This is a genomic window from Agrobacterium sp. 22-210-1 (assembly GCF_053522525.1).
This window is the reverse complement of record NZ_JBNWCI010000001.1, coordinates 1615667-1640163: the sequence shown is the minus strand read 5'-3', so window position 1 is coordinate 1640163 and position 24497 is coordinate 1615667. Positions and strand designations below refer to the sequence as shown.

Here is a 24497-nt window from a genome sequence, read left to right as displayed (position 1 = left end):
GACACGTGTAATTGTGATTCTAGTTGCGTTTCGGACGTGACGCCACGCGCCGGATATGGACGAAACGCGGCGTCACCATATGGAATGATGAAGCGCGCTAAAAGCTAAGGCGTCATCCTTGGGCTTGTCCCAAGGATCTAAACACGCCAACAAAATCGGGACGTCGCAGATCCTCGGGACAGGCCCGAGGATGACGTCAGAGTGCTTGGCGGGATATGCCATTCATCGGATGGCCCCAATATTTCATTCGTGCCCCAACGATGGAATACGTCTGAACAGCATTAAAAATCAATGTCATAGATGGTGCTCGAAAATTCAAACCGAACAGCATTGGGCTCGTTCCAGGGGTAACGCCAAGAAGACGCACACACTTCGCGATCAACTTCATTACAACGCAGCCTGTCTCAAGATTTAAACCGGGCAGCGGTGTGTCACATTGCAGGATGACGGCTCTCGTATGCCTTCATCCGCTAGGCTTCATCGGTGCTCGAGCGATCGCGGATTTCATCTAGATCGCCTTGCCAGCCAATGCCCCGCAGTTCATCGAGCGCGGGTCTCTGCTGGTGTATCCGGACAAATTCTCTCAGGGCCTTTTCAACCGCCTCTTGAGCATCGGACAGCCCGGTAATTTCCATAATCTCTGCGATCAGTGCGTCATCCAGATCGATCGCTACTCGCATTGCGATGCCTCAAGGTGAAGAAACCAACATCAGCACCTTGAGGGCGAAGATGCGCAATCTTACTGGAACGCCGTCTCGTAAAAGCTTCTAAGCTTGCGCGAATGCAGCGTTTCCGTCGGCATGGCGGCGAGCTTCTGCACGGCGCGGATGCCGATTTGCAGATGCTGGGCGACCTGGGTGCGATAGAATTCCGTCGCCATGCCTGGCAGCTTCAATTCGCCATGCAGCGGCTTGTCGGAGACACAGAGCAACGTGCCGTAGGGCACGCGGAAACGGAAGCCGTTGGCGGCGATGGTGGCCGATTCCATGTCGAGTGCTATGGCGCGGGATTGCGACAGGCGCTTGACCGGACCGGCCTGGTCGCGAAGCTCCCAGTTGCGGTTGTCTATGGTGGCGACTGTGCCGGTGCGCATGATGCGCTTCAGCTCGAAGCCCTCGTAACCGGTGACTTCCGCCACAGCGCCTTCCAGCGCCAGCTGCACTTCGGCGAGAGCCGGGATTGGCACCCAGACCGGCAGGTCGTCATCGAGAACGTGGTCCTCACGCACATAGGCATGCGCCAGAACATAATCGCCCAGCCGCTGGCTGTTACGCAGGCCGGCGCAATGACCGACCATCAGCCAGGCGTGCGGGCGCAGCACGGCGATATGGTCGGTGATCGTCTTGGCGTTGGAAGGGCCGACGCCAATATTGACCAGCGTAATGCCCGCATGGCCCTTTTTCTTCAGGTGATAGGCGGGCATCTGTGGCAGGCGGCCAAGCACGGCGTCGGTTTCCGGCCTGTCGGAGCCGGCGGGGGTGATGATGTTGCCCGGCTCCACGAAGGCGGTGTAACCCTCGCCGCCATTCTTCATCATCTGGCGCGCCCATGCGGCGAATTCGTCGATATAGAACTGGTAGTTGGTGAACAGCACGAAGTTCTGGAAATGGCTGGCGCTGGTCGCCGTATAGTGGCTGAGACGCGCAAGCGAATAATCGATGCGCTGCGCGGTAAAGGGCGCAAGCGGCGCGGGTTCGCCCGGCACCTGGTCATATTCGCCATTGGCGATGAGGTCGTCGGTATTGTTGAGATCGGGCGTATCGAACAGATCGCGCAGCGGCACGTCGGACAGCGAGGAAGCGGCAGCCGCCTCGACATAAGCGCCTTCACCAAAAGCGAAATGCAGCGGAATGGGCGTGGCCGATTCCGACACCGTGACCGGAACGCCGTGGTTCTTCATCAGAAGCCCCAGCTGTTCCTTGAGATAATGGCGGAAAAGCTCTGGCCGGGTGATCGTCGTCGTGTAGACGCCGGGCGCGGTGACGTGACCATAGGAGAGGCGCGAGTCGACATGGCCGAAGGTTGCGGTCTCAAGGCTGACCTGCGGATAGCAGGCGCGGTAACGGCCGGCAATCGGCGCGCCCTTGGCAAGGTCGGTGAAGGAGTTGATCAGGAACGCCGTATTGCGTTCGTAAAGCGCGGTCAAAGCCTCGACTGCTTCTTTCGGGTCCGTAAAGGACTGCGGTGCGAAAGGCTCGGGGCTGATGAAGGTGAAGGGCGGAATCGATCGTTTTGCTATTGTCATGGCCCATTATAAGGGGGCAATTTCGACAGGCAAGCGACAGAAATACGAAGAAACTGAAAAGAAACGGAAAATGCGGCCGGATCGATAAAGGGTGTGCGAGATATCAGCCGAGCGCGCCGCGCTGCAGGCTCATCAAGAGTACGAAACCGGCGCCCTTGGAGGCCGGGCGAGGATCGGCCTTGTAAACCGCAAGTCCCGCCACCGGGCCGAGAAAGATCGAGGCCATCAGCACCAGCCGCAGAGCGGAGAAGAGGCCGTTGGAGAAACTGTTTGTCATCGGCCGGTCCTCAAAGTACGACGGGGCAATTGGCGCCGGGCGCCGGGCTGTGCTGGCAGGCAATTGCCGCGCCGGCATTCACCCGCTGAAAACTGCGGTTGGGATTAACGACGAGCGAAGCGAAGGACATCGCGAAGATCGCCATGAGAAACGCGAAGATTGCCAACCGGCTGATCAACTTTGCCATGTCCATTCCCCTTTATTGGAGTTGATGGACAGAGTTTTGCCATACTCGGACTGAACGGACCCTGAGACCCCGGTTCATATGGTGTTCAGGGATGTTAACGGGTGGTGACAGGACAGATTAATGCCGCAATGGTCTCGCTGGAGACCTCGATCTCCCGTCTTTTGATCACGAAGAAGAGGTGGCCGCGCGCGCGGCAAGATCGGCCACGAGGGTTTCGAGTGCCTGCGGTTTCGTGACGTCGACAACCGGCAGGTGATGTTGCTGCGCCGACGCCAGCATCTCGGTATTCTCCCGCAGCGAGCGCTCGATGAAGGCGTCCATGATCCGCCGCTGACTGGCCGTTGCATCGTCGTATTGGGCGTGAGAACGCATCCGCTCGAGAAGGAAGTCATTCCCGGCATGCAGAAACACCCCGGCGACAGTGCCGCCGAGCAGGGGCGAGATAAATTCCGGGCGCAGGGCCGCGCCCTCGAAAATTGCAGGATTGCCGGTGCCGGATGTGTTGTCGATCAGCGAGCGGATGAGCGGCCAGATGTTCTGGTGATGCACTTTCAGAAACCAGTGGATCGTTTCCGCTGAAAGCTGCGTGTAATAGTCCTCCACCGGTGCCGGTATGCCCGGCCAAGGTCGACCGGGGTGGCGGGCGAGGCTATCGGTCGATATCGCTTCGCAGCCGAGCTTTTCACTCAACAGACCGGCAAGGGTGCTTTTGCCCACATGCGAGGTGCCGGCAATCAAGATCGTCAAAAGGGGGAGGGGCATGCGTGGCTCTCGTTGGGGTGCGCGTGGTGGCCACGATACATCAACGGGCACAGGTGTTCCACGCGACATCCATTCGCGGTTCCACAGGCAGGTTTCCTGATGCCGCGCCGGGTTGGCTGGCGGGGAGCCGAAGGCCCGCCCGCCGTCCTGCTGTTACAACCGTGTCCAGGTCTGCGATTTGCACAAGATCTTCAGCACGCAGCCCTTCATGTTCAGCGAATTGCCGGAAACGGTGCCGGAGCCGCTATAGGTCTTGTCGTTGGCTGGGTCGGTGATGTCGCCGGAGTAGTTGTTTCCCTTGCCGGAAAGCTTGCCGATCTGTTTTCCGGCATGTTTGCCGGTCTTCAGCGTCACACAAAACGCTGCGCCGCAGGGGCCGATCACGGCGGTTTCGCCGCTTGCCGTCTTCCAGTTGCCCTCAATGGCTTCTGCGGCAAAAGCAAGGTTGCTGCCCATCATGAGGGCAGCGGCAATCATCATTACGCGCTTCATAAAAACTCCTCCCGAAATTTGCGCAGACCCTTCTGAGCCGGATCGGTCACGAAGAAATGGATGCGCATTAAACCCTGTTCCGCATTGCCGATGGTGTGACGTCCTGCGACGCGATCACCCTTTTGGCCATGCTATCCTCTACCTGTTTCATCCTCATAACAGGCAGGCGAATACTATTTTACGTTAACGTAAAAGGAAACAGAAATTTGCCGCCATGGAGAGGCATTTGCGACGGTCGAGGGAGTTGAAACGGGCGAATTTGAAAATCGATGTTTTTATCGTGGTGAACGAAGGGTTTAAATCCAGATGTAAACTTTTCGTAAAAATCGCCTGAAAGTCCTTAATTTCCGCACCTCATGATATTTAACAAAAACCCAATTTTACCAATCGTTTGCAGTTTGTTTGCGGCCCATTAATCATGCCTTTTAAGCGCCCGTTGAAAGGCTTGAGGCATAGTGAACTCATCAAAAGCGCAGGGAAAACCTGCCGGCCCAAAGAACAAAAAAGCCGCATAAGACGGCGGTTCTGAAGGTTAGCCTCGGCAAGAAGGCAATTGATGAAACAGGCAGAAGACAGGGATTAAAACGATGGCACGCTTTGAAATTCGCGATATCGAAATGGCAGTTGCCGGTGGCGAAACCCGCGCCGACACCCTTTGCAATCTCGGCCTGGTCTATGCGACCGGCCGGGGCTGCACGGTGGATCTGGTCGCGGCCCACAAATGGCTCAACATCGCCGCCATCCGCGGATCGGAAAGAGCCGCTTCGTTGCGCGCAGATCTTGCCCGGAACATGACCAAGGCGGAACTGGCCGAAGCGCTGCGTGCTGCCCGTGACTGGATGACGATGCACTGATCCATCCAGACTATCAGTGAGATTTCCGGTCCGGTTCCCTCCAGTCCCGATGACCGGTGCAAACGAAAGTAAACCCGAAGGGGAACGCGGCGAGGGCTTTAAAAAAAGCTTTTGCGCTGACACATCAAACCGCGACCGGCAGGAACAAGGCCGGCGCGGTTTTCTTATGTTTGGCGATGTCTCTTCGCCGGAAAACGATTCGCGGGCAGGGGCTTGCGGGAGGATGTTGAATCGATGCGTGCAACGCGCGGCACTTTCCAACCCTCATTCCTGTGCTTGTCACAGGAATCCAGCCGACGCGCGTCTGCGCGGCGAAAAGAGTCCCTCCAGCCCAAGGACTTGGGCTGATTGGATTCCTGTGACGAGCACAGGAATGAGGGTGGGTTGGGAGCTTACCCGATCGCCTTGAGGACCTTCGGCAATGCCTGCTCGAAAAGATCTAGCTTGTCATCCGGCCCGACGCTCACACGAATGCAGCGGTTGAGCGGCGCGACGCCGGGCATGCGGATGAAGACGCCATGTTCCATCAGCCCATCGACGATGGCGCGGGCGTAAGCCCCGTCGCGGTGGCAATCGATGGTGACGAAATTGGTGGCCGAGGGCAGGGGCGAAAGGCCGTTATTTCGGGCGATCGCGGAAACACGCTCACGGGCGTCGGAAATTTTACCAACGACTTCATGCAGATAGGCCTGATCCTTCAGCGCCGCCAAAGCGCCGGCGACCGAAATGCGCGCCATGCCGAAATGGTTGCGGATCTTGTCGAAGGCTTCGACATTGCCGAGCGTGCCAATGGCATAACCGACACGTGCGCCGGCGAGCCCATAGGCCTTTGAGAAGGTGCGCATGCGCAAAATGTTCGGTTGGCCGATCAGCGCATCGATGGCCGGCACGGCACTGGCGGGCGCGGTTTCGCAATAGGCCTCGTCCAGAATGAGCAGGCAGGTTTCCGGCAGCGCGCGCGCAAAGGCAACGACCTCGCTCGCCTCCCACCAGCTTCCCATCGGATTGTCAGGATTGGCGAAATAGACGAGCGGCGCATTTTCCCGAATGACGAGATCGAGAAGGCCATCAAGGTCTTCGTGATCGTCCACATAGGGTGTGGTCACGAGTTTCCCGCCAAAACCGTTCACATGGTAATTGAAGGTGGGATAACCGCCAAACGAGGTGACAACAGGCGTGCCGGGCTCGATAATCAGCCGGGCGATTTCACCCAGCAATCCGTCCACGCCGCTGCCGATGGCGATATTGCCGCGTGCAACGCCGTGATGGATGGCAAGCGCTTCCTTCAATTCGAAATTTTCCGGGTCGCTATACATCCAGGTGTCTGCCGCAGCGTCACGCAGGGCCAGAAGCACTGAAGGGGCGGGGCCGAAGCCGCTTTCATTGGCGCCGATCCGCGCTTCCACCTTCAGGCCGCGGTTCCGTTCGATGGCTTCCGGGCCAACGAAAGGAACGGTTGAAGGGAGCGAGACGGCAAGCGGCGTAAGGCGTGAGAAAGCGGACATTGGCTGAAAGTTCCGGTAGCTGTGTTTGAAAACCCGGCTCACAATAGGTGCAAAAAAACCGGACGCAAGCCGCGCCCGGTTATCCAGTGACTGTTTTGGAACAGTTTTTTCCGCCGCCGTGCCGGCTCAGGCGCTGGTCTCGAAACTCAGCCGGCGCACATGGTGCAGGAATTCGGCATCGATCAGCATGTTGAAACCGATGGTGACCTTTTCCTCTTCGCGGCGGATCAGCGTGCAGCCAATCTCATCGCGGATGCCGAGGATTTCCAGATAGAAATTGGCGGGCATTTCCAGATGCGGACCGACTTCGATTTCCGCGCCATAAAGGGAAATGGTGCGCACCAGGCAGCGCATGGTGTCCTTGGCGCTGAGATGATGCCCGATGAAGGTGATCTTGCCGGGCCGGTCGATCTGAAATTTCTCGTACTTCTCGTCCTGGGGGACGTTCTGACGGGGATCCATATGCAAAGCCATGACAACCTCCCGGATTGCCTCTCCTGATGCTGATTTTAACGCGGCTTCCTTGCCAGGTCATGAAGGAAATCCGCGCAATTGTCTGTTGTCCGTCTCGACATGGGCCAATCTTCGTTTCACAAGCCGATGTTTCCCTTGATAGAATGCGCTTGGCTCGGTCCGGTTGCAGGCGTGTCGCAGCCTGTGCTGATAATGTGTCATGCTTGCACCGGGCTGGCGTGGCTGCGCTGTTGACGCGGGCCGTACTTGGCGTTACGCCTGATCCGGCAATATGGCTTCGCGAGCATGGCAGGGTTGGCCGATCGCGATTCGTGTCTGGGAGTGGAACGTGACGGGAAGGCTGGTAATCGTCGGGGCGGGGCAGGCCGCTTTCGCGCTGGCGGCAAAGCTCCGGGCGCTGAAGGATGAGCGTCCCATCACCATCATCGGCTCTGAAGATGCCTATCCCTACCAGCGGCCGCCGCTCTCCAAAAAATACCTTCTCGGCGAGATGAGTTTTGACCGGCTGATGTTCCGCCCGGAGGAGTGGTACGCGGACAATAATGTCGATATCCGGCTGTCCACCTGGGCGGAAGATATCGACCGTAAGGCCAAAACGGTGCGTATGCAGGATGGCAGCACGCTTGCCTATGACAAGCTGGTGCTGGCGACCGGGGCCGCACCCCGTCTGCTGCCCGCCAGCATCGGTGGCGATCTGGAAGGGGTCTTGACCGTTCGCGACAAGCGCGACGCTGACCGGTTGATGGAAGAGATGAAGCCGGGCCGCAGGCTGCTGGTGATCGGCGGCGGTTATATCGGCCTTGAAGCGGCGGCGGTTGCCCGCAAGCTCGGCCTCGATGTGACGCTGATCGAAATGGCCGACCGTATTCTCCAGCGCGTGGCGGCGAAAGAAACCGCCGATATCATGCGCGACATTCATCAGGCGAACGGCGTTTCCATTCGCGAAAAGACGGGCCTCGTGCGCCTTGTCGGCATGGATGGCCGGGTGGCCGCCGCCGAACTGTCCGATGGTGCGATGCTCGATGTGGATTTCGTCATCGTCGGCATCGGCGTAACGCCGAATGACCGGCTTGCCCGCGAATCGGGCCTCGAGGTCGGCAACGGCATTGTGGTGGATAATTATACCCGCACATCCGATCGGGACATTCATGCGGTGGGCGATTGCGCCCTGCTGCCATGGCGCGGCCAGTCTGTGCGTCTCGAATCGGTACAGAATGCCGTCGACCAGGCCGAGGCGACCGCTGCCGTACTTGCCGGCACTGAAACCGCCTATGAGGCGAAACCCTGGTTCTGGTCGGATCAATATGAGGTGAAGCTGCAGATCGCCGGCTTCAATCTCGGTTATGACGAGACGGTACTGCGGCCCGGCGCGCGTGAAGGCAGCTGGTCGGTCTGGTATTTCCGCGATGGGCGTTTCGTGGCGGTGGATGCCGTCAATGATGCCAAGGCCTATGTCGCGGGCAAAAAACTGCTCGATACCGGTGCAGAACCGGATCGCGCCATCCTGGCGGATGCCTCCGCCGATCTGAAATTATTGCTTTCCTGAGGACATCATGCCTGCTCCCGAAAATCGCTTCAAATCCGCCATCCATGCCGGCAAGCCGCAGATCGGTCTCTGGCTTGACATGGGTGAGGCCATTACGGCGGAAATCGCCGGAACGTCGGGTTTCGACTGGCTGGTAATCGATGGTGAGCACGGGCCGAACGATCTGCGCAGCATCATCGATCAGCTGCGCGCACTTGCCACGTCGCCCGCCGAGCCGGTCGTGCGCGTGCCGGTCGGCGAAAGCTGGATGATCAAGCAGCTTCTGGATGCAGGCGCACGCACGCTTCTCGTGCCGATGGTCGATTCGGCAGCGCAGGCGGAAGGTTTGGTCAGCGCCATGCATTATCCGCCGCGGGGCATTCGCGGCATGGGAGCAGCTGTGGCCCGTGCCTCGGCTTTCAACACCATAACCGATTACGCCGACAGCGCCTCCGATAGCGTCTGCCTGCTGGTGCAGGCCGAAACGCGCGCCGCGATCAACGATCTCGACAATATCCTTGCGGTGGAGGGTGTGGACGGCGTCTTCATAGGCCCGGCGGATCTCGCTGCCGACATGGGTTATCTCGGAAGGATCGATGAGCCTGAAGTGCAGGCGGTGATCGAAGCGGCGATCGTCAAGATTGTCGCGGCCGGCAAGGCCGCGGGCATTCTCACCTTTAACGAGACCTATAATCGCCGTTATCTCGAACTCGGCGCGTCCTTCGTGGCTGTCGGCGCCGATGTCACGGAATTCGCCAACGCCCTGCGCGCCTTGTCCGGTCGCTACAAGGGCGGGGCAGCACCCGCGCCGTCGAGATCGGGCTACTAAGTCTCAATCGTCGTTGCTGGCATTCAGCTTTTCCGGCGGAATACCTTCTTCGCCGGATGCAAGGTAGCCGCTGTTGATAAGGGCGGCGCGGACGATGCGGTGGATGGCTTCGTCCCTGTCGATACCGTGATCTCTGGCAAAGTCCGCCAATGCCTCTTCAAGATCGTTGCTGAACAGCATTTCCGGTCCCCCCATATCGGTTGTCTTGAAATCAATGCAAAAAAGGCAAGGCGGGACTTTGCCGCCTTGCCCTGATTCTAACTCTCATGCCGTCATCAGCGCCAGCGATAAAGGCTGCTGTTCGACGAGTTCTGCTGCGTACCCGCACCAACCGCATAACCGATTGCGAAACCGAGTGCGCCGACGATCGTCAGCAGCGAGGTTGCCGTACCGGGATTTTCCTTGACCGCTTCCACCACATTCTGGCCCTGCGCACGGACATTGCTCGCAGCCTTGCGAACGCGACCGCGTGCCTCATCCAGAAATTCGGATGCATCCTCACTCACGCCTTCCGCACGGGCGGAAACGGACTTGGAGAGCGACGCGATTTGCGAGCGCAGCTCGGCAATCTGGTTTTCGATCGTGTCTTCGACAACATTCAGTTTGGTCTGAGCCATTAGAAACACCTCTTTTGTTACCGAAGCGAGAACGTGCCGGCATTAAAGAAGTTCCCGAATTGGCCGCAAAGTTTCGCGCGCGGCTGTTCAGCCAACAGGTTTTTCGGCTTCTTGGCGAAAAAGCCTTGCATTCATTTTTTTTAAGCAATAATCAGGCCGCACCGGAGAGGTGGCCGAGTGGTCGAAGGCGCTCCCCTGCTAAGGGAGTATACGTCAAAAGCGTATCGTGGGTTCGAATCCCATCCTCTCCGCCATCAAATTTTCCCAGGACTTATATTGTTGGACAAATCAGGCTGACTGGTTTGTTGTTCATTTGTCTGCGCGCTGCAGGCCGCATCCAAATTACGGCGCACGCTTCGACTTTTTTATCGTAAAGCCGAACGCACGTTGATGGGCCCTCCCGTAGTCTGGAGTGGGGCCAGCTGGTCGATCACGCATATTTTAGAAATTTGATCCCAGTGTTTTGCGCGGATCGCCCCGGATACATCTCGTTCTTTGACAAAGAGCACCTATCTAGGTTTTTCAGGCATGCGAAGGAGATTTGATGATCGACGAATACGGCCCCTACGTGCAGATGGGCACGCTTGCAGAGCAGATGGCCACTCGGTACCAGATGGACGCGAATCTTGAACTGGGATCGCATCTGTCCCACTACATGGATGAGGTCGAAGTGAATATCGCTGCCGACCGCTTTGACCACGTGGGTTTCATGAACAAGATCCGCGGGCGACTGACAATGACGCTGGCGACAGCCGCCGAGCCTCGCCGCCGGGAGTTCCTGCACGCCATTGTGGTCGCGCTTGAAGAGCGCATCGATCGACATTCGCTCGATGCGGCGGTGGACGGCATCTGACTAAGTGTTCCGACCGGCTCGTTCTGAGCGCAAAGGGCCGGTCAATCTCCACGTTGATTTCCGAGGCTAGGCCAGTCCGTCAATCCGGCTGGCATCGCGGCCCCCTTCGGGCCGCCGCAACAGCGAGATCGCGAGGACGGAGGCGCAAAGGGAAAGCGCCCGAGTCAACAAGGTGCAGACCGCGCCGAGAGCAAATCAGTTTGCCAATTAAGCGACATCTTCCGCTTCTCGAATCGTTGTCAGGTGAATCAGTCGTCGGACGAAGGGCTTTTTCCGTCATTTCCTGACAGGCGCATCTGCGTGGTGTCATGTGTCACGATAGATCAAAGCAAAAATTTCCCCAACATGCCGCCGGCAGAGCAACACATCACCGAAAAGGCCGGTGATTTAGAAAGACCTTGTTAACCGCGCTAACTAACGGATTTTCAAGGAAATTCTTAACGCATTGTAAAAGCCCCCACCGGTCGGTGTGGCGCTGTGTGTTGTTTCCGCAACAAACCGAAATGAAGCATATACGTAAATGCTATTTATCGGATGTTCGCGATTGCAAGCGGCGAAACCTTTTGTATTTTCACGACCAGAAGCGAGGCGGTGGATCGTTTGGCTTCTAAGAACACGGGAATGGGGCAGGGAATGCTGTCCTTCAGCGAAAGAACCCAGACCCTTTTAAAAACTTTGACTGGAGGTCAACCATGAACATCAAGAGCCTTCTGATCGGCTCCGCTGCGGCTCTCGCAGCAGTATCCGGCGCCCAGGCTGCTGACGCTATCGTCGCTGCTGAGCCTGAGCCCCTCGAATACGTTCGCGTTTGCGACGCTTTCGGCACCGGCTTCTTCTACATCCCCGGCACCGAAACCTGCCTGAAGTTCCAGGGCTACGTCCGTTTCCAGACCGACTTCGGTCGTGACAAGAAGGGTACGTCTGACTGGAACTCGTTCACGCGCGCCCAGTTCGAAGTTGACACCCGCACCGACACCGAACTCGGTGCTCTGCGTGGCTTCATCGGCTTCCGCGGCAATGCTGACAACGGCACTGCTTCTGGTTCCAGCGTATTCGTTGACCAGGCTTTCATCGAACTCGGCGGCCTGAAGGTCGGTAAGTTCTACAGCTGGTGGGACGATGGCCTTTCTGGCGAAACGGACGAGCTGTCTTCCAACGCTCTGTTCAACTCCATTCGTTACACCTACGACGCTGGTTCCTTCTGGGCAGGCGCTTCGGTTGACGAACTCGAAGGCATCAACGTTCAGGGCTTCAACGAAGCTGACAACAACGTTGGTATTGCTCTCGGCGTTGGCGCAAAGCTCGGCGCTGCTTCCTTCCAGCTCATCGGCGGCTACGACACCGACCGCGAAAACGGCTCTGTACGCCTGATCGCAACGGCTGACGTTGGTCCGGGCACGCTTGGCCTGGCTGGTGTTTGGGCTTCCGGCGCAAACGCTTACTACAACGTCTCCGAGTGGGCAGTTGCTGCGGAATACGCCATCAAGGCAACCGACAAGCTGACGATCACCCCCGGCGTTCAGTACTACGGCAACTACGGCCTGGTTTCCTGGGATGACTTCTCGAACGACGACGGCTGGAAGGCTGGTCTGACGCTCGATTACAAAATCACGCAGGGCCTCTCCACGAAGATCGCTGTTAACTACACCGACATCGACAACCGTGACGACCAGGTTTCCGGTTTCGTTCGCCTTCAGCGTTCGTTCTAATCTGATCTGACATTGTCAGTGATGGAAAGCCCGGCTCTCGAGCCGGGCTTTTTTGTTTTTTCGATTCCACCCAGGACGGGCATGTTGACTGGGCGGTTTCGACCGCACCTGGCCCTGACTGGATTTGGACGACGTCGATGACAGCTGATTCGTTTAGTGCCGTTTCTCGGGTGCGGTGCATGCAAGCGGGATGATAAGCAATTTCCGAGTGTTGAACGTGCCCGATTCTATCACGTCACAAATGGCTTTTTGGGTAACCTCCCATGGCCTGACTGCGCCGAAATTTTGTTGATTGGGCGGATATGGCTCACGAAAGAGTTTCGCCGTTCATAGTAAGTACATGAAATGAATGATAAATTAACACTTCATTAAGAAGTGGCGCTGGGACAGTTAGAGTTGTAGCTATTTCGCAACAATGAAAAACTAAGGACACCTTACTGTCTTCCTTTCGTCATGATTGCGATTGCCTGTCCGCCCGGTTTTGGCTCTAATCATCCTCATAAGCGGCACGCATTCATTAGTGCTTTCCCACCCGCTGCTTAGAAGATTAAGCGTTTGACTGGAGGTCAACCATGAACATCAAGAGCCTTCTCATCGGCTCCGCTGCAGCTCTCGCAGCAGTATCCGGCGCACAGGCCGCTGACGCAATCGTCGCTGCTGAGCCTGAGCCCCTCGAATACGTTCGCGTTTGCGACGCTTTCGGCACCGGCTTCTTCTACATCCCCGGCACCGAAACCTGCCTGAAGTTCGGCGGTTACATCCGTTTCCAGACCAACTTTGGCCGTGACGCCAAGGGTACGTCTGACTGGAACTCGTTCACGCGCGCCCAGTTCGAAGTTGACACCCGCACCGACACCGAACTCGGTGCTCTGCGTGGCTTCATCGGCTTCCGCGGCAATGCTGACAACGGCACTGCTTCTGGTTCCAGCGTATTCGTTGACCAGGCTTTCATCGAACTCGGCGGCCTGAAGGTCGGTAAGTTCTACAGCTGGTGGGACGACGATCTGAACGGCGAAACCGACATCCTGTCGACCAATACCCTGTTCAACTCGATCAAGTACACCTACGACGCAGGCTCTTTCCAGGCTGCTCTCTCGGTTGACGAGCTTGAAGGTTCGTACGGCCAGTTCCAGTACGGTGCAGACAACAACGTCGGCATCGGCGGCATGATCGGCGGCAAGTTCGGCGCGGTTACCGCCAACCTGATCGCCAGCTACGACTTCGACGCAGAAAACGTTGCTGTCCGCGGCATGCTGTTTGCAGATATCGGTCCGGGCACCTTCGGCCTCGCCGGTGTATGGGCTTCGGGCGACAGCGCTTACTACGCAAAGTCTGAATGGGCTGTTGCCGTTGAGTACGCGATCAAGGCTACGGATCGCCTGACGCTTACCCCCGGCTTCGAATACCTCAGCAAGCTGGACGTCAATCCTGCTGACGGCGACTTCGTTGGCGACCGTGATGCCTGGACTGCTGGTCTGACGGTTGACTACAAGATCACCGAAGGTCTGGCTACGAAGATCACCGCGAACTACTACGATGAAGATGGCCGTGACGACGAAGTCACCGGTTTCGTTCGCCTTCAGCGCACGTTCTAATCTGATCTGACATTGTCAGTGATGGAAACCCCGGCAGAAATGCCGGGGTTTTTCGTTTGAATGCTTCACATTGCAGCGCCGGTCATTCGTATCCGGGAAATAAAAAAGCACCGGGCCAGCCGGTGCTCGAATGCTCTGTAATGATATCTGCCGATGAGCCTGGCTTACCCAGCACGGCCATGGCGCAGGTCATCGACAATATCGGCCTGTTGCCCAAGCCGGGTCTTGTAGACCTGATAATTCTCCATCACCCGCTGCACATAATTGCGCGTTTCGGGGAAGGGGATGCGCTCGATCCAGTCCACTACTTCATCGATAGGCTTGCCGCGCGGATCTCCGTAGCGGGCAATCCATTCCGGCACGCGTTTTGGACCGGCATTATAAGCGATGAAGGTGAGGATGTAGGAACCGCCGAAGCTGTCGATCTGCTCGCCGAGATAGTGAGCGCCGAGCGTGGCGTTGTAACCCGCATCGCTGGTCAGCATCGCCTGCGTATAGGGCAGGCCGTGACGTCCGGCCACGCCCCTTGCGGTTCCCGGCAACAATTGCAGCAACCCACGGGCATTGGCGGCGGAGACGGCGGCGGGGTTGAAAGCGCTTTCCTGCCGGGCGATGGCATAGGCGAGCGCCTTGCCGGAGCCGGCAATATTGGCGCTGGCGGGAATGACGCCGAGCGGATAGGCGAGCGCTGCCGCATCGATGCCGCGGCTGAAGGCCGTCTTGCCGATCTGCAGCGAAACCTGATGATTGCCGTTGCCTTCCGCCCTTGCCGCCAGAATGGCAAGTTCGCCGGGGCTGTCCAGCTGGTCGGCCAGCGACCGGTAAAGACTGTCGGCGCGCCAAGCATAACCGGCGGCCTCCAGCCGGTCGATGGCGCGCACGGCCTCGCGACCGGCAAAGCGTTCACGGTCACCGTTGCTTGGGCTGGGATATGTAACATTCAGCGTCGTGGTGCCGATTCGTGCGGCGGCCAGCTGGCCATAAAACGTGCCGGGGTGGGCGGCAGCCTTGGTGAAGAAGTCACGGGCATTGCCCGGTCCGCCCACTTCCGCCGCCCGCCCGAGCCAATAATAGGCGCGCGAGGCGGAAAGCGGCCGGTTTGAGGTCTGCAACAACGTGTCGAAGTGACGTGAAGCCGCCGCCGGATCGCGCAGCGCTCGCAGCGCATACCAGCCGGCATGGAACTCCGCATCGGCGATATCGACGGCCGAGGTGGCGGAATGATTGGCGACGATGCGATAGGCTTCGGCAAAATCGCCGAGATCGGCAAGGCCACGCGCGATGATACGCCGCTCGTTCCACCACTCGCCGGGATTGACGAGTTTGGATGCCTCTTTCGGGGCCTGGCGCAGAAGGGCGGCCGCTTCAGGATATTTTTGCTGGTTGCGCAGGTTTTCTATGCGCGCGAAGAGGAAAGCGGGATCGCCGCGCCAATTGGCGTCAACCTTGCCCAGCAGGGCACCCGCAGTGGCGGATCGCTGCAGAACGGCGGCCCAGGCATTATAAAGCGACTGCGCCTTGCCCAGATCGCCGAAACGCTTCGCCTGGCCGATGCGGCTGCGATACATCAGGTAATCCATGCGCGCCTTGTGATCGGCGGGCGTCAGATAGGCGGGGAACTCGGCAAGCACCCGATCTTCCATGTCCTTATCCATGCCTTCGCTGACCCAGAGCTGGCGAATGAGGCGCTGGGAGTCCACGACCTTGCCGGAGGAGGCGAGTGCCTTGGCGAGCACTACGGTGCCCTCGGCGGTTTCCGGTCGGCTGCTGCCGAAGGCGGCGAGCACCTGCGGTACTGGCGGATCTTCGCGATAAAGCGCTTTTTCAGAATTGGCACGCAGGGTGGCGGCACCCGGCCAGCCGGTAAGCTCGCGCTGGGCGGCGGCAATTTCGGACGAAGGCACATCCTTCTGGCCGGAAACGGCAATTGCCCAGCTGAGAATATGCCGGTCGAGGCCGCCGGTCGGCATGGCGTTGCGCAATGCAATCGCCCGCGTCGCATCGCGGCTGGAAAGCGCGTCGAGGCCGGCCTTCAGCTGGCTTGCATCATCGGGGCGGTTGAGGCGCGGTATGGCGCCGGTGATCTCGGGCGAGGCGGGCATGAAGGCGGGAACGGTCGGCGCATTCGGCTTCACATAGGGAAGCGGCACCGCACCTTCCGGCAGCGGCCCGGCCAGCGCGTTCCAAACGGTTGCGGCGAGGCCCGCCGCCATCAATCCCCAAACTGTTTTTTTCATACCGTTCTTCATCGCCAGACGGAAACAATCGACCTTCTTGTACTGTCGTTCTTGTATTGTCGTTTTATTGCAGCAGGATTGCGTAAATCGCTCAAGGCTTGGCCTCGTATTCCGCTCCCGTGTCCTGCATTGAATCTACGGAGATTGAGATTAATGAAACCTTAACCGCCCCCCGCGCAATCCCATCAACTTTTATTCACCGGCCCGCGAGCGGCACGCAATTTCGCCGCCGCGATTTTTTAACTGTGGTGTGACGTTTCCGGACTGTCACACTTCCGACAATTTCGGACAAAATAGGCTGCCTTTGCGCTTGTCGGCGCCAAGGGCTGGCACTAATGTGTGCCGGTTTTAACCATCGAATGCGGCCGAAGCATGAACCGGCTCGGCGCCAGGAGCTTTGCATGTTCAAGGGATCAATTCCCGCCCTCATTACTCCGTTCACGGACAATGGTGCCGTGGACGAACAGGCCTTTGCCGCCCATGTGGAATGGCAGATCGCCGAAGGCAGCAAGGGCCTTGTGCCCGTGGGTACGACGGGGGAATCCCCGACGCTTTCCCACGATGAGCACAAACGGGTCGTTGAACTGTGCATCGAGGTTGCGGCGAAACGGGTTCCGGTCATTGCGGGTGCAGGCTCCAACAATACCGATGAAGCGATAGAGCTTGCGCTGCATGCGCAGGAAGCCGGCGCGGATGCACTGCTGGTGGTCACCCCCTATTACAACAAGCCGACGCAGAAGGGCCTGTTCGCCCATTTCTCGGCTGTTGCCGAAGCGGTGAAATTGCCGATCGTCATCTACAATATCCCGCCGCGCTCGGTGGTGGATATGTCGCCGGAAACCATGGGTGCGCTCGTCAAGGCGCACAAGAACATCGTCGGTGTGAAGGATGCGACGGGCAAGCTCGACCGCGTTTCCGAGCAGCGCATTTCCTGCGGCAAGGATTTCATCCAGCTCTCGGGCGAAGATGGTACGGCGCTCGGCTTCAACGCCCATGGCGGTGTCGGCTGCATCTCGGTCACTGCCAATGTTGCGCCGCGCCTCTGTTCGGAATTCCAGGCGGCAATGCTTGCGGGTGATTACGCCAAGGCTCTCGAGTATCAGGACCGCCTGATGCCGCTGCATAAGGCGATCTTCATGGAGCCCGGCGTCTGCGGCACGAAATATGCGCTGTCGAAGACACGGGGCGGCAACCGCCGGGTCCGCTCGCCTTTGATGAGCACGCTGGAGCCGGCGACCGAAGCGGCGATTGACGCGGCGTTGAAACATGCCGGCCTGATGAACTGAGAGACGCCTGAAAGCCTTAAAGGCGCGCAATGGGCCCGCTTCGCGACAGAAGCGGTTCCGCGCGCCTTTTCTTTTTGCGACGACGATACTAAATAGAGCATGTCTCCCAAATGCGGGCACCGGTTTTGGGAGACATGCGGAAAAGCGAGAACTGCATCTCTAAAACCGCTCCGGCCGGCAGGCTGCGGCGCAATAAGAAAAACAAGGGATTGAAATATCATGGCCCCCAAAGGCAGCCAGCGCGTGGTGAACAAGATCGTTGCGGAAAACCGCAAGGCTCGCTTCAACTACGAAATCATCGACACCTATGAGGCAGGCCTCGTGCTGACCGGCACTGAGGTCAAGTCGCTGCGCGAAGGCAAGGCGAATATCGCCGAATCCTATGCTTCGGATGAGGGCGATGAAATCTGGCTGATCAATTCCCACCTGCCGGAATATCTGCAGGCCAACCGGTTCAACCACGAGCCGCGCCGCCGCCGCAAGCTGCTTTTGAGCAAACGCGAGATCAGCCGCCTGCGGGCCGGCATCAACCGCGATGGCATGACGCTGGTGCCGCTGAAGGTCTATTTCAACGAAAAGGGCCGCGCGAAGCTGGAACTGGCGCTCGCCAAGGGCAAGAAGCTGCACGACAAGCGCGAGACGGAAAAGGAACGCGACTGGAACCGGCAGAAGTCGCGGCTGCTGAAGGGTAACAACGCCTGAGCGGCAGGAAATTTCGCGGCCTAGAGGGTAGCGGCCTTTCGCCACTTGTTCTTCCGTCATGCGGGACTTGATCCGGCATCCAGCCACGGCGCGTCTGCGCCGTGGAAACGGTCCTTTCAGCCCAAGGACTTGGGCTGGCTGGATCCCGGCTCAAGGCCGGGATGACGGGAGCGTGCTGCTGCCCGTGGCGCCTCTCAAGCAGCCCGATAAGTCCGCTCTACATAGGCCTTCGAAGCCGAGACACTGAACCTGCTGACAAGCGCTGCGAGATTGGCGCTGACATCGCTCAGATTATGCGTGGCCGCATTGGTTTCTTCCACCATGGCCGCATTCTTCTGGGTCAGATTGTCCATGCTGTTGATCGCGGCGCTGATTTCCTGAATGCCGACGGACTGTTCCTGCGCCGCCTTGGTCAGCGAGGCGATATGTTCCTGAATGTGATCCACCTTGTTGCCGATCGTATTCAGGGATTCGCCCGTCTTGTTGACCAGCGAGACACCCTGCATCACATCCTCGGAAGATTTGGAGATCAGCGTCTTGATTTCCTTGGCGGCGGTGGCCGAGCGTTGCGCCAGTTCCCGCACTTCCTGGGCGACGACGGCAAAACCCTTGCCGGCCTCACCGGCGCGTGCTGCTTCTACGCCGGCATTCAGCGCCAGAAGATTGGTCTGGAACGAAATCTCGTCGATGACCGAAATGATCTGGGTGATCTTCTGCGACGATTCCTCGATGGCGCCCATCGCCTTGACGGCTTCCGTCACTACATCGCGGGAGCGCGCCGCCTCAACGGCCGAGCTTTCGACAATGGCCTTGGCCTCTTCGGAGCGCTGCGCCGAGAGTTTGGAAATGGTGGTGATTTCCTCGACGGCGGCGGCGGTTTCCTCGAGGGCGGCGGCCTGCTGTTCGGTCCTGCGGGCCATGTCGTCAGTCGCAGAGGTCAACTCGCGGGTGTTGCCGGAAATCTTGTTGGCCTCTTCGACGATCTGCCCAAAGGCGCCGGAGAGATTGCCGACCGCAGCGTTGAAATTGGCGATCAGCCCTTCAAATTGCGGCGCGGTCTTTTCGGTGATGCTGGAGGTGAGGTCGCCATTGGCCAGCTTGTTCAGCGCATTGTTGAGCAGTTCGAGAACGTGCTCCTGTTCCTTCTTCATCTGCGCCTGCTCAGCCTCCACCTTCAGCCGCTCGGCGGCCAGTACGTCGAGATAGACGGAGATCGAATAATCCATGTCCAGAAGGGCGGCCTTGATGGTTGCGGACAGCCCATCCTTCAGCTTCCTGGCCTTCTTCTCCATGAAGAGGCCCTTCAATTCGGAACCGATCACCGCCTTGACGATGCCATCAAGCATCAGCGCATAACCGCCAATATACCAGCGCGGCTCCAGGCCAAGCCTCGCATGGGTGCGGCCAATGGCAGTGACGGCGTCGGTATAGTCCACGTTGAACGTGCCGGAGGCGATCCTCGCCCAATGTTTCAGCTGCATGCTCTTGGCATGGTGAATATGCGCGTCACTGGAGAAGAACTTCGCGGTTTCCGGCACCGAGCGAACCTTCGCATAAAACCGGTCGAGAGAGGCGTCGAGAGAACCGGTGATGACACCCTTCATGTCCGAAAGATTTTGCCGCTGCTCGTGCCCAAGCCCCAGAAAATTCAGTCGTTCATCGAGTTGTTGATTGGTTTTCGCTTGGCCATGCATGTCTAGTCATCCTGCTTTGACACCCAAATTACGTCGGTGGTGCCGTTGCGTGATTTAGACACGTCTAAAATTAACCAAGATATAATTTCGCATGGCCGGATTTGACGTTTGTTAATTTAAACGGCAATTTTCCGCGGTCGAGCGGGGTGTGGCCTAAACAAAAACGCGCCCGCCTTTCGGACGGACGCGCTTCTGTGATGTTAGTGCCGCGAAAGCCGGATCAGATCGTCTCAGGGCTTTCGACATGCCGGGCAGGGCGCTCATTCGGGTCGCGCCCGATCTCTGCCTTCAGCGTCATCAGATCGATGAAGTGATCGGCCTGCCGGCGCAGATCGTCTGCAATCATTGCGGGCTGCGTCGCCATGGTGGAAACCACGGACACCTTGCGGCCCTTGCGCTGCAGCGCGTCCACCAGCGTGGTGAAATCGCCGTCGCCGGAGAACAGGACGAGGTGATCGACCGTCTCGGACTGTTCCATGGCATCGACAGCAAGCTCGATATCCATGTTGCCCTTGATCTTGCGGCGGCCGAGCGCGTCGGTGAATTCCTTCGCCGGCTTGGTCACGACCTTGTAGCCGTTATAATCCAGCCAGTCGATCAGAGGACGGATCGAGGAATATTCCTGATCCTCGATCAATGCGGTGTAATAATAGGCGCGCAGCAGGTATCCACGCTTTTGAAACGCCTTAAGGAGCTTGCGGTAGTCGATATCGAATCCCAGGCTTTTCGATGCTGCATAAAGATTGGCTCCGTCTATGAAGAGCGCAATTTTCTCCCGTGGATCGAACATTCCATCCCATTCCTTTTTTTGGAAAGGCCATTATCTGGCTTTTATATCCGGTCGATAACGCAAAAAAACATGTCGTATCAACGAGCTTCGCGCATCGCCGTTAGCGTTTTAAGTAAGGTAACTTCACCCGTATTCCAAGACAATTCTTCTAGACATTTTGTTCATCAGACGCCAAACATGGGCAATAAGGTGCCAAAAGACGCCAAAGACAGGAAAAACTTGAATTCCGCGGCCAATGGCTGTATCGGAAGCTGGAAAGCTTCGTCGCGAGAAATCTTGAATGTTTTTCGCAAGGCACGAAGCGCAGATTCAATAGGTTAGAGCATCCCTTGTGCACCCCGAACACCGCACGGCGCTCTGATCCACGACATTACGACACGCAAAGGACAGGCAATGGCCCGCGTCACAGTTGAAGATTGCATTGATAAAGTAGACAACCGTTTCGAACTGGTGCTTCTCGCCAGCCACCGTGCGCGCCAGATTTCTCAAGGGTCTTCCATCACGGTTGACCGCGACAACGACAAGAACCCGGTTGTGGCGCTGCGCGAAATCGCCGATGAAACCCTGTCGCCTGACGACCTGAAGGAAGACCTCATCCATTCGCTGCAGAAGCATGTTGAAGTGGACGAGCCTGAGCCCGATCCGGTCACGCTTGCCGCCTCCACTGGCGCCGATGGCGAAGACGACGACCAGCCGGAAACGGTTACTTTCGACCAGATGTCGGAAGAAGAACTGCTGGCCGGTATCGAAGGCCTTGTGCCGCCGGAAAAAAATGACGACTATTGATCTGACTTTATGACGCCATTGGCAGGCGGTGGTTACCGTCTGTCAATATTTCCCGTCATAATCTGATCCCTATTGATGCAGCATTGTGCGCCGACCCCAAGGTTGGCGCGCTTTCTTTTTGTGGAATATCGCATGATGCGGCAATACGAACTCGTCGAGCGGGTTCAAAAATATAAACCGGATGCGAATGAGGCCCTGCTGAACAAGGCCTATGTTTATGCCATGCAGAAACATGGCCAGCAAAAGCGGGCCAATGGCGACCCCTATATCTCGCATCCGCTGGAAGTTGCCGCCATCCTCACCGAAATGCATCTCGACGAATCGACCATCGCGGTGGCGTTGCTGCACGATACGATCGAGGATACCACCGCCACCCGCGCCGAAATCGATGAGCTCTTCGGGGAAGACATCGGCCGGCTGGTGGAAGGGCTGACCAAGCTCAAGAAACTCGATCTCGTTACCCGCAAGGCCAAGCAGGCTGAAAACCTGCGCAAGCTGCTGCTTGCCATTTCCGACGACGTGCGTGTTCTCCTGGTCAAGCTCGCCGACCGCCTGCACAATATGCGGACCATGGAATATATGCCGGCCGACAAGCGCAGCCGCATTTCCGAGGAAACCATGGAAATCTATGCGCCGCTCGCCGGCCGCATGGGCATGCAGGATATGCGCGATGAGCTGGAGGACCTGTCCTTCCGGTATCTCAACCCGGAAGCCTATGAGACGGTGACCAATCGTCTGCAGGAACTGGAAACCCGCAATGAAGGCCTCATCAAGAAGATCGAGGACGAATTGCGCGAGCTTCTGGTGGCCAATGGCCTCATCGGGGCGGGCGTCAAGGGACGTCAGAAAAAGCCCTATTCGGTGTTCCGCAAAATGCAGTCGAAGTCGCTCTCCTTCGAGCAGCTTTCCGATGTTTATGGCTTCCGCCTTCTGGTGGATGATATTCCCTCCTGCTACCGGGCGCTTGGCATCGTGCATACCCGCTGGCGCGTGGTGCCCGGCCGCTTCAAGGACTACATCTCCACCCCGAAGCAGAACGATTATCGCTCCATCCACACCACCATCGTTGGCCCCTCGCGCCAGCGTATCGAACTACAGATCCGCACCAAGCGCATGCATGAGATCGCCGAATTCGGCATCGCCGCCCATGCGCTTTATAAGGATGGTGAAAACGGGGAGGGCGATCTGCTCTCGCCGGAATCGAATGCCTACTCCTGGCTGCGCCACACCATCGAATCGCTGGCCGAAGGCGACAGCCCGGAAGAGTTCCTCGAACATACCAAGCTCGAACTCTTCCAGGACCAGGTGTTCTGCTTCACCCCGAAGGGCAAGCTGATTGCACTGCCGCGCGGCGCGACGCCCATCGATTTCGCCTATGCCGTTCACACCAATATCGGTGACACCACCGTTGGCGCGAAGATCAACGGCCGGATCATGCCGCTCGTCACCCGCCTGAACAACGGCGACGAGGTGGAGATCATCCGTTCCGGCGTGCAGGTGCCGCCGGCCGCATGGGAAGAGGTGGTGGTGACGGGCAAAGCCCGCTCGGCCATTCGCCGCGCCACCCGCATGGCCATTCGCAAGCAATATTCCGGCCTCGGTTATCGTATTCTCGAGCGCACCTTCGAGCGCGCCGGCAAGGCCTTCTCGCGGGAAGCTCTGAAGCCCGTGCTGCATCGCCTGGCGCAGAAGGATGTGGAAGACGCCATCGCCGCCGTCGGGCGCGGTGAGGTTTCCTCGCTCGATGTGCTGCGCGCGGTCTATCCGGATTATCAGGATGAGCGCGTCACGGTGAAGATGACCGGCGATGATGGCTGGTTCAACATGCGCAGCGCCTCCGGCATGGTCTTCAAGATCCCCGGCAAGTCGCGCTCGGTTCTCGAGGATGACGGTGCGGCCGAGATGCTGGATGGGCCGGACCCGCTGCCCATCCGTGGCCTTTCCGGCAATGTCGACGTGCATTTTGGTGCGGCCGGCGCCGTTCCGGGAGACCGCATCGTCGGCATCATGGAAAAAGGCAAGGGCATCACCATCTATCCGATCCAGGCACCGGCGCTGCAACGCTTCGACGATGAGCCGGAGCGCTGGATCGATGTGCGCTGGGACCTCGATGAGGCGAACAAGTCGCGTTTCATGGCGCGGGTGATGATCAATGCGCTGAACGAGCCGGGCACGCTCGCCTCGGTGGCGCAATCGATCGCGACGCTGGATGTCAATATTCGCGGGCTGAACATGGTCCGCATCGGTACTGACTTCTCCGAACTGGCGTTGGATGTCGAAGTCTGGGATTTGCGGCAGCTGAACCAGCTTCTGTCGCAGCTGAAAGATCTCGACTGCGTATCAACAGTGGCGCGTGCCTTCGATTGAGGCATTTTTAGTCGCTGCCGTAACTCAAAAGGCCGCCGTTATGCATTTGTTGCATAGCAGCGGCCTTTTCCTGTCTCTGGTCGCAGGCGGGGTTTAAGACTATCTTCCTTTCAGAAATTGAAGACGGGAAACGCGGCGTGCCGGTGGGATTTACACCGATGAGAAACGCCAATCCCAAACCGAAAGGACCGAAAATCATGTTTACTCCGCTTCGCAAGATCGCCCGTGCCGTTCGTGGCAAGACCACGCAGGAACGCGAATTCGAATATCTCAGCGGCTCGGTATCGAATGTCGACCTCGAGTTCCGCCAGCGCGAAATCGACCGCGGCCTGTTCCGTCGGTAATGCGCTCAGCGCATGGCAGCCCTTCGCCATGCGTATGCGGCCAGCAGGTGCAGCCGTATCGGCCTGAGCATTGCTGTGTCTCGCAAAACTATGTGAATGCGCGCTTCAAGCGGGCGTCCACCGCAGTCCTGTCTGAATGACAGGACACGTTGCTTTTGAAGCGAAGTTGACGGCGAGAGGGTGGGTATTTCCCCTGCGTCATCTTTGGGCTTGTCCCAAGGGTCTAATCACGTCGAATTAAATCAATCGGTTGTAGATCCTCGGGACGAGCCCGAGGATGACGTCAGAGTGTCCGGCAAGGTTCGTATTCATCTGGTGGCGCCGCGCAGTATCGGCGGAACGCCGGCTCAAGGCCGGAATGACGGAA

At 58.3% G+C, this 24497-nt stretch carries 25 protein-coding genes and 1 tRNA gene; 12 read left to right on the top strand and 14 right to left on the bottom strand.

Features of this window, described 5'->3' with window-relative positions:
• Nucleotides 1-470 precede the first annotated feature (470 nt).
• The 6 genes from ACQZ5F_RS08215 to ACQZ5F_RS08190 form a co-directional block, all read right to left on the bottom strand.
• Nucleotides 471-680, bottom strand: a complete 210-nt coding sequence (locus ACQZ5F_RS08215) for a type II toxin-antitoxin system VapB family antitoxin (RefSeq protein ID WP_225340073.1) — start codon at nt 678-680, stop codon at nt 471-473.
• Between the two features lie 59 nt (nt 681-739).
• A complete protein-coding gene (gene amn, locus ACQZ5F_RS08210; RefSeq protein WP_225340074.1) occupies nt 740-2245 on the bottom strand; it encodes an AMP nucleosidase in 1506 nt (501 codons plus the stop codon).
• Nucleotides 2246-2348: 103 nt separating this feature from the next.
• Complete coding sequence (locus ACQZ5F_RS08205; protein ID WP_197283293.1) at nt 2349-2522, bottom strand: hypothetical protein; 174 nt, start codon at nt 2520-2522, stop codon at nt 2349-2351.
• Between the two features lie 10 nt (nt 2523-2532).
• Nucleotides 2533-2715 (bottom strand): hypothetical protein, encoded by a 183-nt coding sequence (locus ACQZ5F_RS08200; protein ID WP_046798704.1) that lies wholly within the window; start codon nt 2713-2715, stop codon nt 2533-2535.
• Between the two features lie 159 nt (nt 2716-2874).
• Nucleotides 2875-3471 carry an AAA family ATPase gene (locus tag ACQZ5F_RS08195; protein WP_225340075.1) on the bottom strand — a complete coding sequence of 199 codons (597 nt, stop codon included), beginning with the start codon at nt 3469-3471 and terminating at the stop codon, nt 2875-2877.
• Between the two features lie 153 nt (nt 3472-3624).
• Nucleotides 3625-3963 carry a DUF2147 domain-containing protein gene (locus tag ACQZ5F_RS08190; protein ID WP_052817917.1) on the bottom strand — a complete coding sequence of 113 codons (339 nt, stop codon included), beginning with the start codon at nt 3961-3963 and terminating at the stop codon, nt 3625-3627.
• Between the two features lie 587 nt (nt 3964-4550).
• Here ACQZ5F_RS08190 and ACQZ5F_RS08185 point away from each other — a divergent pair.
• A complete protein-coding gene (locus ACQZ5F_RS08185) occupies nt 4551-4817 on the top strand; it encodes an SEL1-like repeat protein (RefSeq protein WP_046798706.1) in 267 nt (88 codons plus the stop codon).
• Between the two features lie 392 nt (nt 4818-5209).
• On the opposite strand, the gene ACQZ5F_RS08180 is transcribed toward ACQZ5F_RS08185, so the two are convergent.
• Together ACQZ5F_RS08180 and ACQZ5F_RS08175 are read right to left on the bottom strand one after the other, a co-directional pair.
• Complete coding sequence (locus ACQZ5F_RS08180) at nt 5210-6322, bottom strand: pyridoxal phosphate-dependent aminotransferase (protein WP_225340076.1); 1113 nt, start codon at nt 6320-6322, stop codon at nt 5210-5212.
• A gap of 126 nt (nt 6323-6448) precedes the next feature.
• Nucleotides 6449-6796 carry a hypothetical protein gene (locus tag ACQZ5F_RS08175; RefSeq protein WP_046798708.1) on the bottom strand — a complete coding sequence of 116 codons (348 nt, stop codon included), beginning with the start codon at nt 6794-6796 and terminating at the stop codon, nt 6449-6451.
• A 328-nt stretch (nt 6797-7124) separates the two neighbouring features.
• On the opposite strand from ACQZ5F_RS08175, the gene ACQZ5F_RS08170 reads away from it, so the two are divergent.
• Together ACQZ5F_RS08170 and ACQZ5F_RS08165 are read left to right on the top strand one after the other, a co-directional pair.
• Nucleotides 7125-8342, top strand: coding sequence for an NAD(P)/FAD-dependent oxidoreductase (locus tag ACQZ5F_RS08170; RefSeq protein ID WP_225245315.1), 1218 nt, complete (start codon nt 7125-7127; stop codon nt 8340-8342).
• 7 nt (nt 8343-8349) lie between these two features.
• The gene (locus ACQZ5F_RS08165; RefSeq protein ID WP_225340078.1) at nt 8350-9150 is read left to right on the top strand and encodes an aldolase/citrate lyase family protein; all 801 of its coding nucleotides are present in this window, start codon (nt 8350-8352) and stop codon (nt 9148-9150) included.
• Nucleotides 9151-9153: 3 nt separating this feature from the next.
• Here ACQZ5F_RS08165 and ACQZ5F_RS08160 read toward each other — a convergent pair whose 3' ends face one another.
• Both ACQZ5F_RS08160 and ACQZ5F_RS08155 read right to left on the bottom strand, forming a co-directional pair.
• On the bottom strand, nt 9154-9330 hold the full coding sequence (locus tag ACQZ5F_RS08160) for a hypothetical protein (RefSeq protein WP_167666306.1): 177 nt from the start codon (nt 9328-9330) through the stop codon (nt 9154-9156).
• A gap of 95 nt (nt 9331-9425) precedes the next feature.
• The gene (locus ACQZ5F_RS08155) at nt 9426-9767 is read right to left on the bottom strand and encodes a hypothetical protein (RefSeq protein WP_046798710.1); all 342 of its coding nucleotides are present in this window, start codon (nt 9765-9767) and stop codon (nt 9426-9428) included.
• A gap of 163 nt (nt 9768-9930) precedes the next feature.
• Here ACQZ5F_RS08155 and ACQZ5F_RS08150 point away from each other — a divergent pair.
• The 4 genes from ACQZ5F_RS08150 (at nt 9931) to ACQZ5F_RS08135 (ending at nt 13924) form a co-directional block, all read left to right on the top strand.
• Nucleotides 9931-10021, top strand: a tRNA-Ser gene (locus tag ACQZ5F_RS08150).
• Nucleotides 10022-10311: 290 nt separating this feature from the next.
• On the top strand, nt 10312-10620 hold the full coding sequence (locus ACQZ5F_RS08145) for a hypothetical protein (RefSeq protein ID WP_225340079.1): 309 nt from the start codon (nt 10312-10314) through the stop codon (nt 10618-10620).
• 692 nt (nt 10621-11312) lie between these two features.
• Nucleotides 11313-12329 carry a porin gene (locus ACQZ5F_RS08140; RefSeq protein ID WP_046798746.1) on the top strand — a complete coding sequence of 339 codons (1017 nt, stop codon included), beginning with the start codon at nt 11313-11315 and terminating at the stop codon, nt 12327-12329.
• 572 nt (nt 12330-12901) lie between these two features.
• A complete protein-coding gene (locus ACQZ5F_RS08135) occupies nt 12902-13924 on the top strand; it encodes a porin (RefSeq protein ID WP_448739316.1) in 1023 nt (340 codons plus the stop codon).
• Nucleotides 13925-14088: 164 nt separating this feature from the next.
• Here the strand turns inward: ACQZ5F_RS08135 and ACQZ5F_RS08130 are convergent, their stop codons facing one another.
• Entirely contained in the window at nt 14089-16161 is a 2073-nt protein-coding gene (locus ACQZ5F_RS08130; RefSeq protein ID WP_448730560.1) for a lytic transglycosylase domain-containing protein, read from the bottom strand.
• Between the two features lie 401 nt (nt 16162-16562).
• Here ACQZ5F_RS08130 and dapA point away from each other — a divergent pair, with 401 nt between their 5' ends.
• Nucleotides 16563-17447, top strand: coding sequence for a 4-hydroxy-tetrahydrodipicolinate synthase (dapA, locus tag ACQZ5F_RS08125; RefSeq protein WP_046798749.1), 885 nt, complete (start codon nt 16563-16565; stop codon nt 17445-17447).
• A 219-nt stretch (nt 17448-17666) separates the two neighbouring features.
• Nucleotides 17667-18149 carry an SsrA-binding protein SmpB gene (smpB, locus tag ACQZ5F_RS08120; protein WP_046798750.1) on the top strand — a complete coding sequence of 161 codons (483 nt, stop codon included), beginning with the start codon at nt 17667-17669 and terminating at the stop codon, nt 18147-18149.
• Nucleotides 18150-18343: 194 nt separating this feature from the next.
• On the opposite strand, the gene ACQZ5F_RS08115 is transcribed toward smpB, so the two are convergent.
• Both ACQZ5F_RS08115 and ACQZ5F_RS08110 read right to left on the bottom strand, forming a co-directional pair.
• Nucleotides 18344-19843 (bottom strand): methyl-accepting chemotaxis protein, encoded by a 1500-nt coding sequence (locus ACQZ5F_RS08115; RefSeq protein ID WP_046798751.1) that lies wholly within the window; start codon nt 19841-19843, stop codon nt 18344-18346.
• A 220-nt stretch (nt 19844-20063) separates the two neighbouring features.
• On the bottom strand, nt 20064-20633 hold the full coding sequence (locus ACQZ5F_RS08110; RefSeq protein ID WP_035218078.1) for a LabA-like NYN domain-containing protein: 570 nt from the start codon (nt 20631-20633) through the stop codon (nt 20064-20066).
• A 393-nt stretch (nt 20634-21026) separates the two neighbouring features.
• On the opposite strand from ACQZ5F_RS08110, the gene rpoZ reads away from it, so the two are divergent.
• Together rpoZ and ACQZ5F_RS08100 are read left to right on the top strand one after the other, a co-directional pair.
• Nucleotides 21027-21419: a DNA-directed RNA polymerase subunit omega gene (gene rpoZ, locus ACQZ5F_RS08105; RefSeq protein WP_046798752.1), complete on the top strand. Its 393-nt coding sequence runs from the start codon at nt 21027-21029 to the stop codon at nt 21417-21419.
• Nucleotides 21420-21551: 132 nt separating this feature from the next.
• A complete protein-coding gene (locus ACQZ5F_RS08100) occupies nt 21552-23786 on the top strand; it encodes a RelA/SpoT family protein (RefSeq protein WP_046798960.1) in 2235 nt (744 codons plus the stop codon).
• Between the two features lie 7 nt (nt 23787-23793).
• On the opposite strand, the gene ACQZ5F_RS08095 is transcribed toward ACQZ5F_RS08100, so the two are convergent.
• Entirely contained in the window at nt 23794-23985 is a 192-nt protein-coding gene (locus tag ACQZ5F_RS08095) for a hypothetical protein (RefSeq protein ID WP_225339993.1), read from the bottom strand.
• Here ACQZ5F_RS08095 and ACQZ5F_RS08090 point away from each other — a divergent pair.
• A complete protein-coding gene (locus tag ACQZ5F_RS08090) occupies nt 23984-24130 on the top strand; it encodes a hypothetical protein (protein ID WP_003496944.1) in 147 nt (48 codons plus the stop codon). The two genes, ACQZ5F_RS08095 and ACQZ5F_RS08090, sit on opposite strands and share 2 nt — an antisense overlap.
• Nucleotides 24131-24497 lie beyond the last annotated feature (367 nt).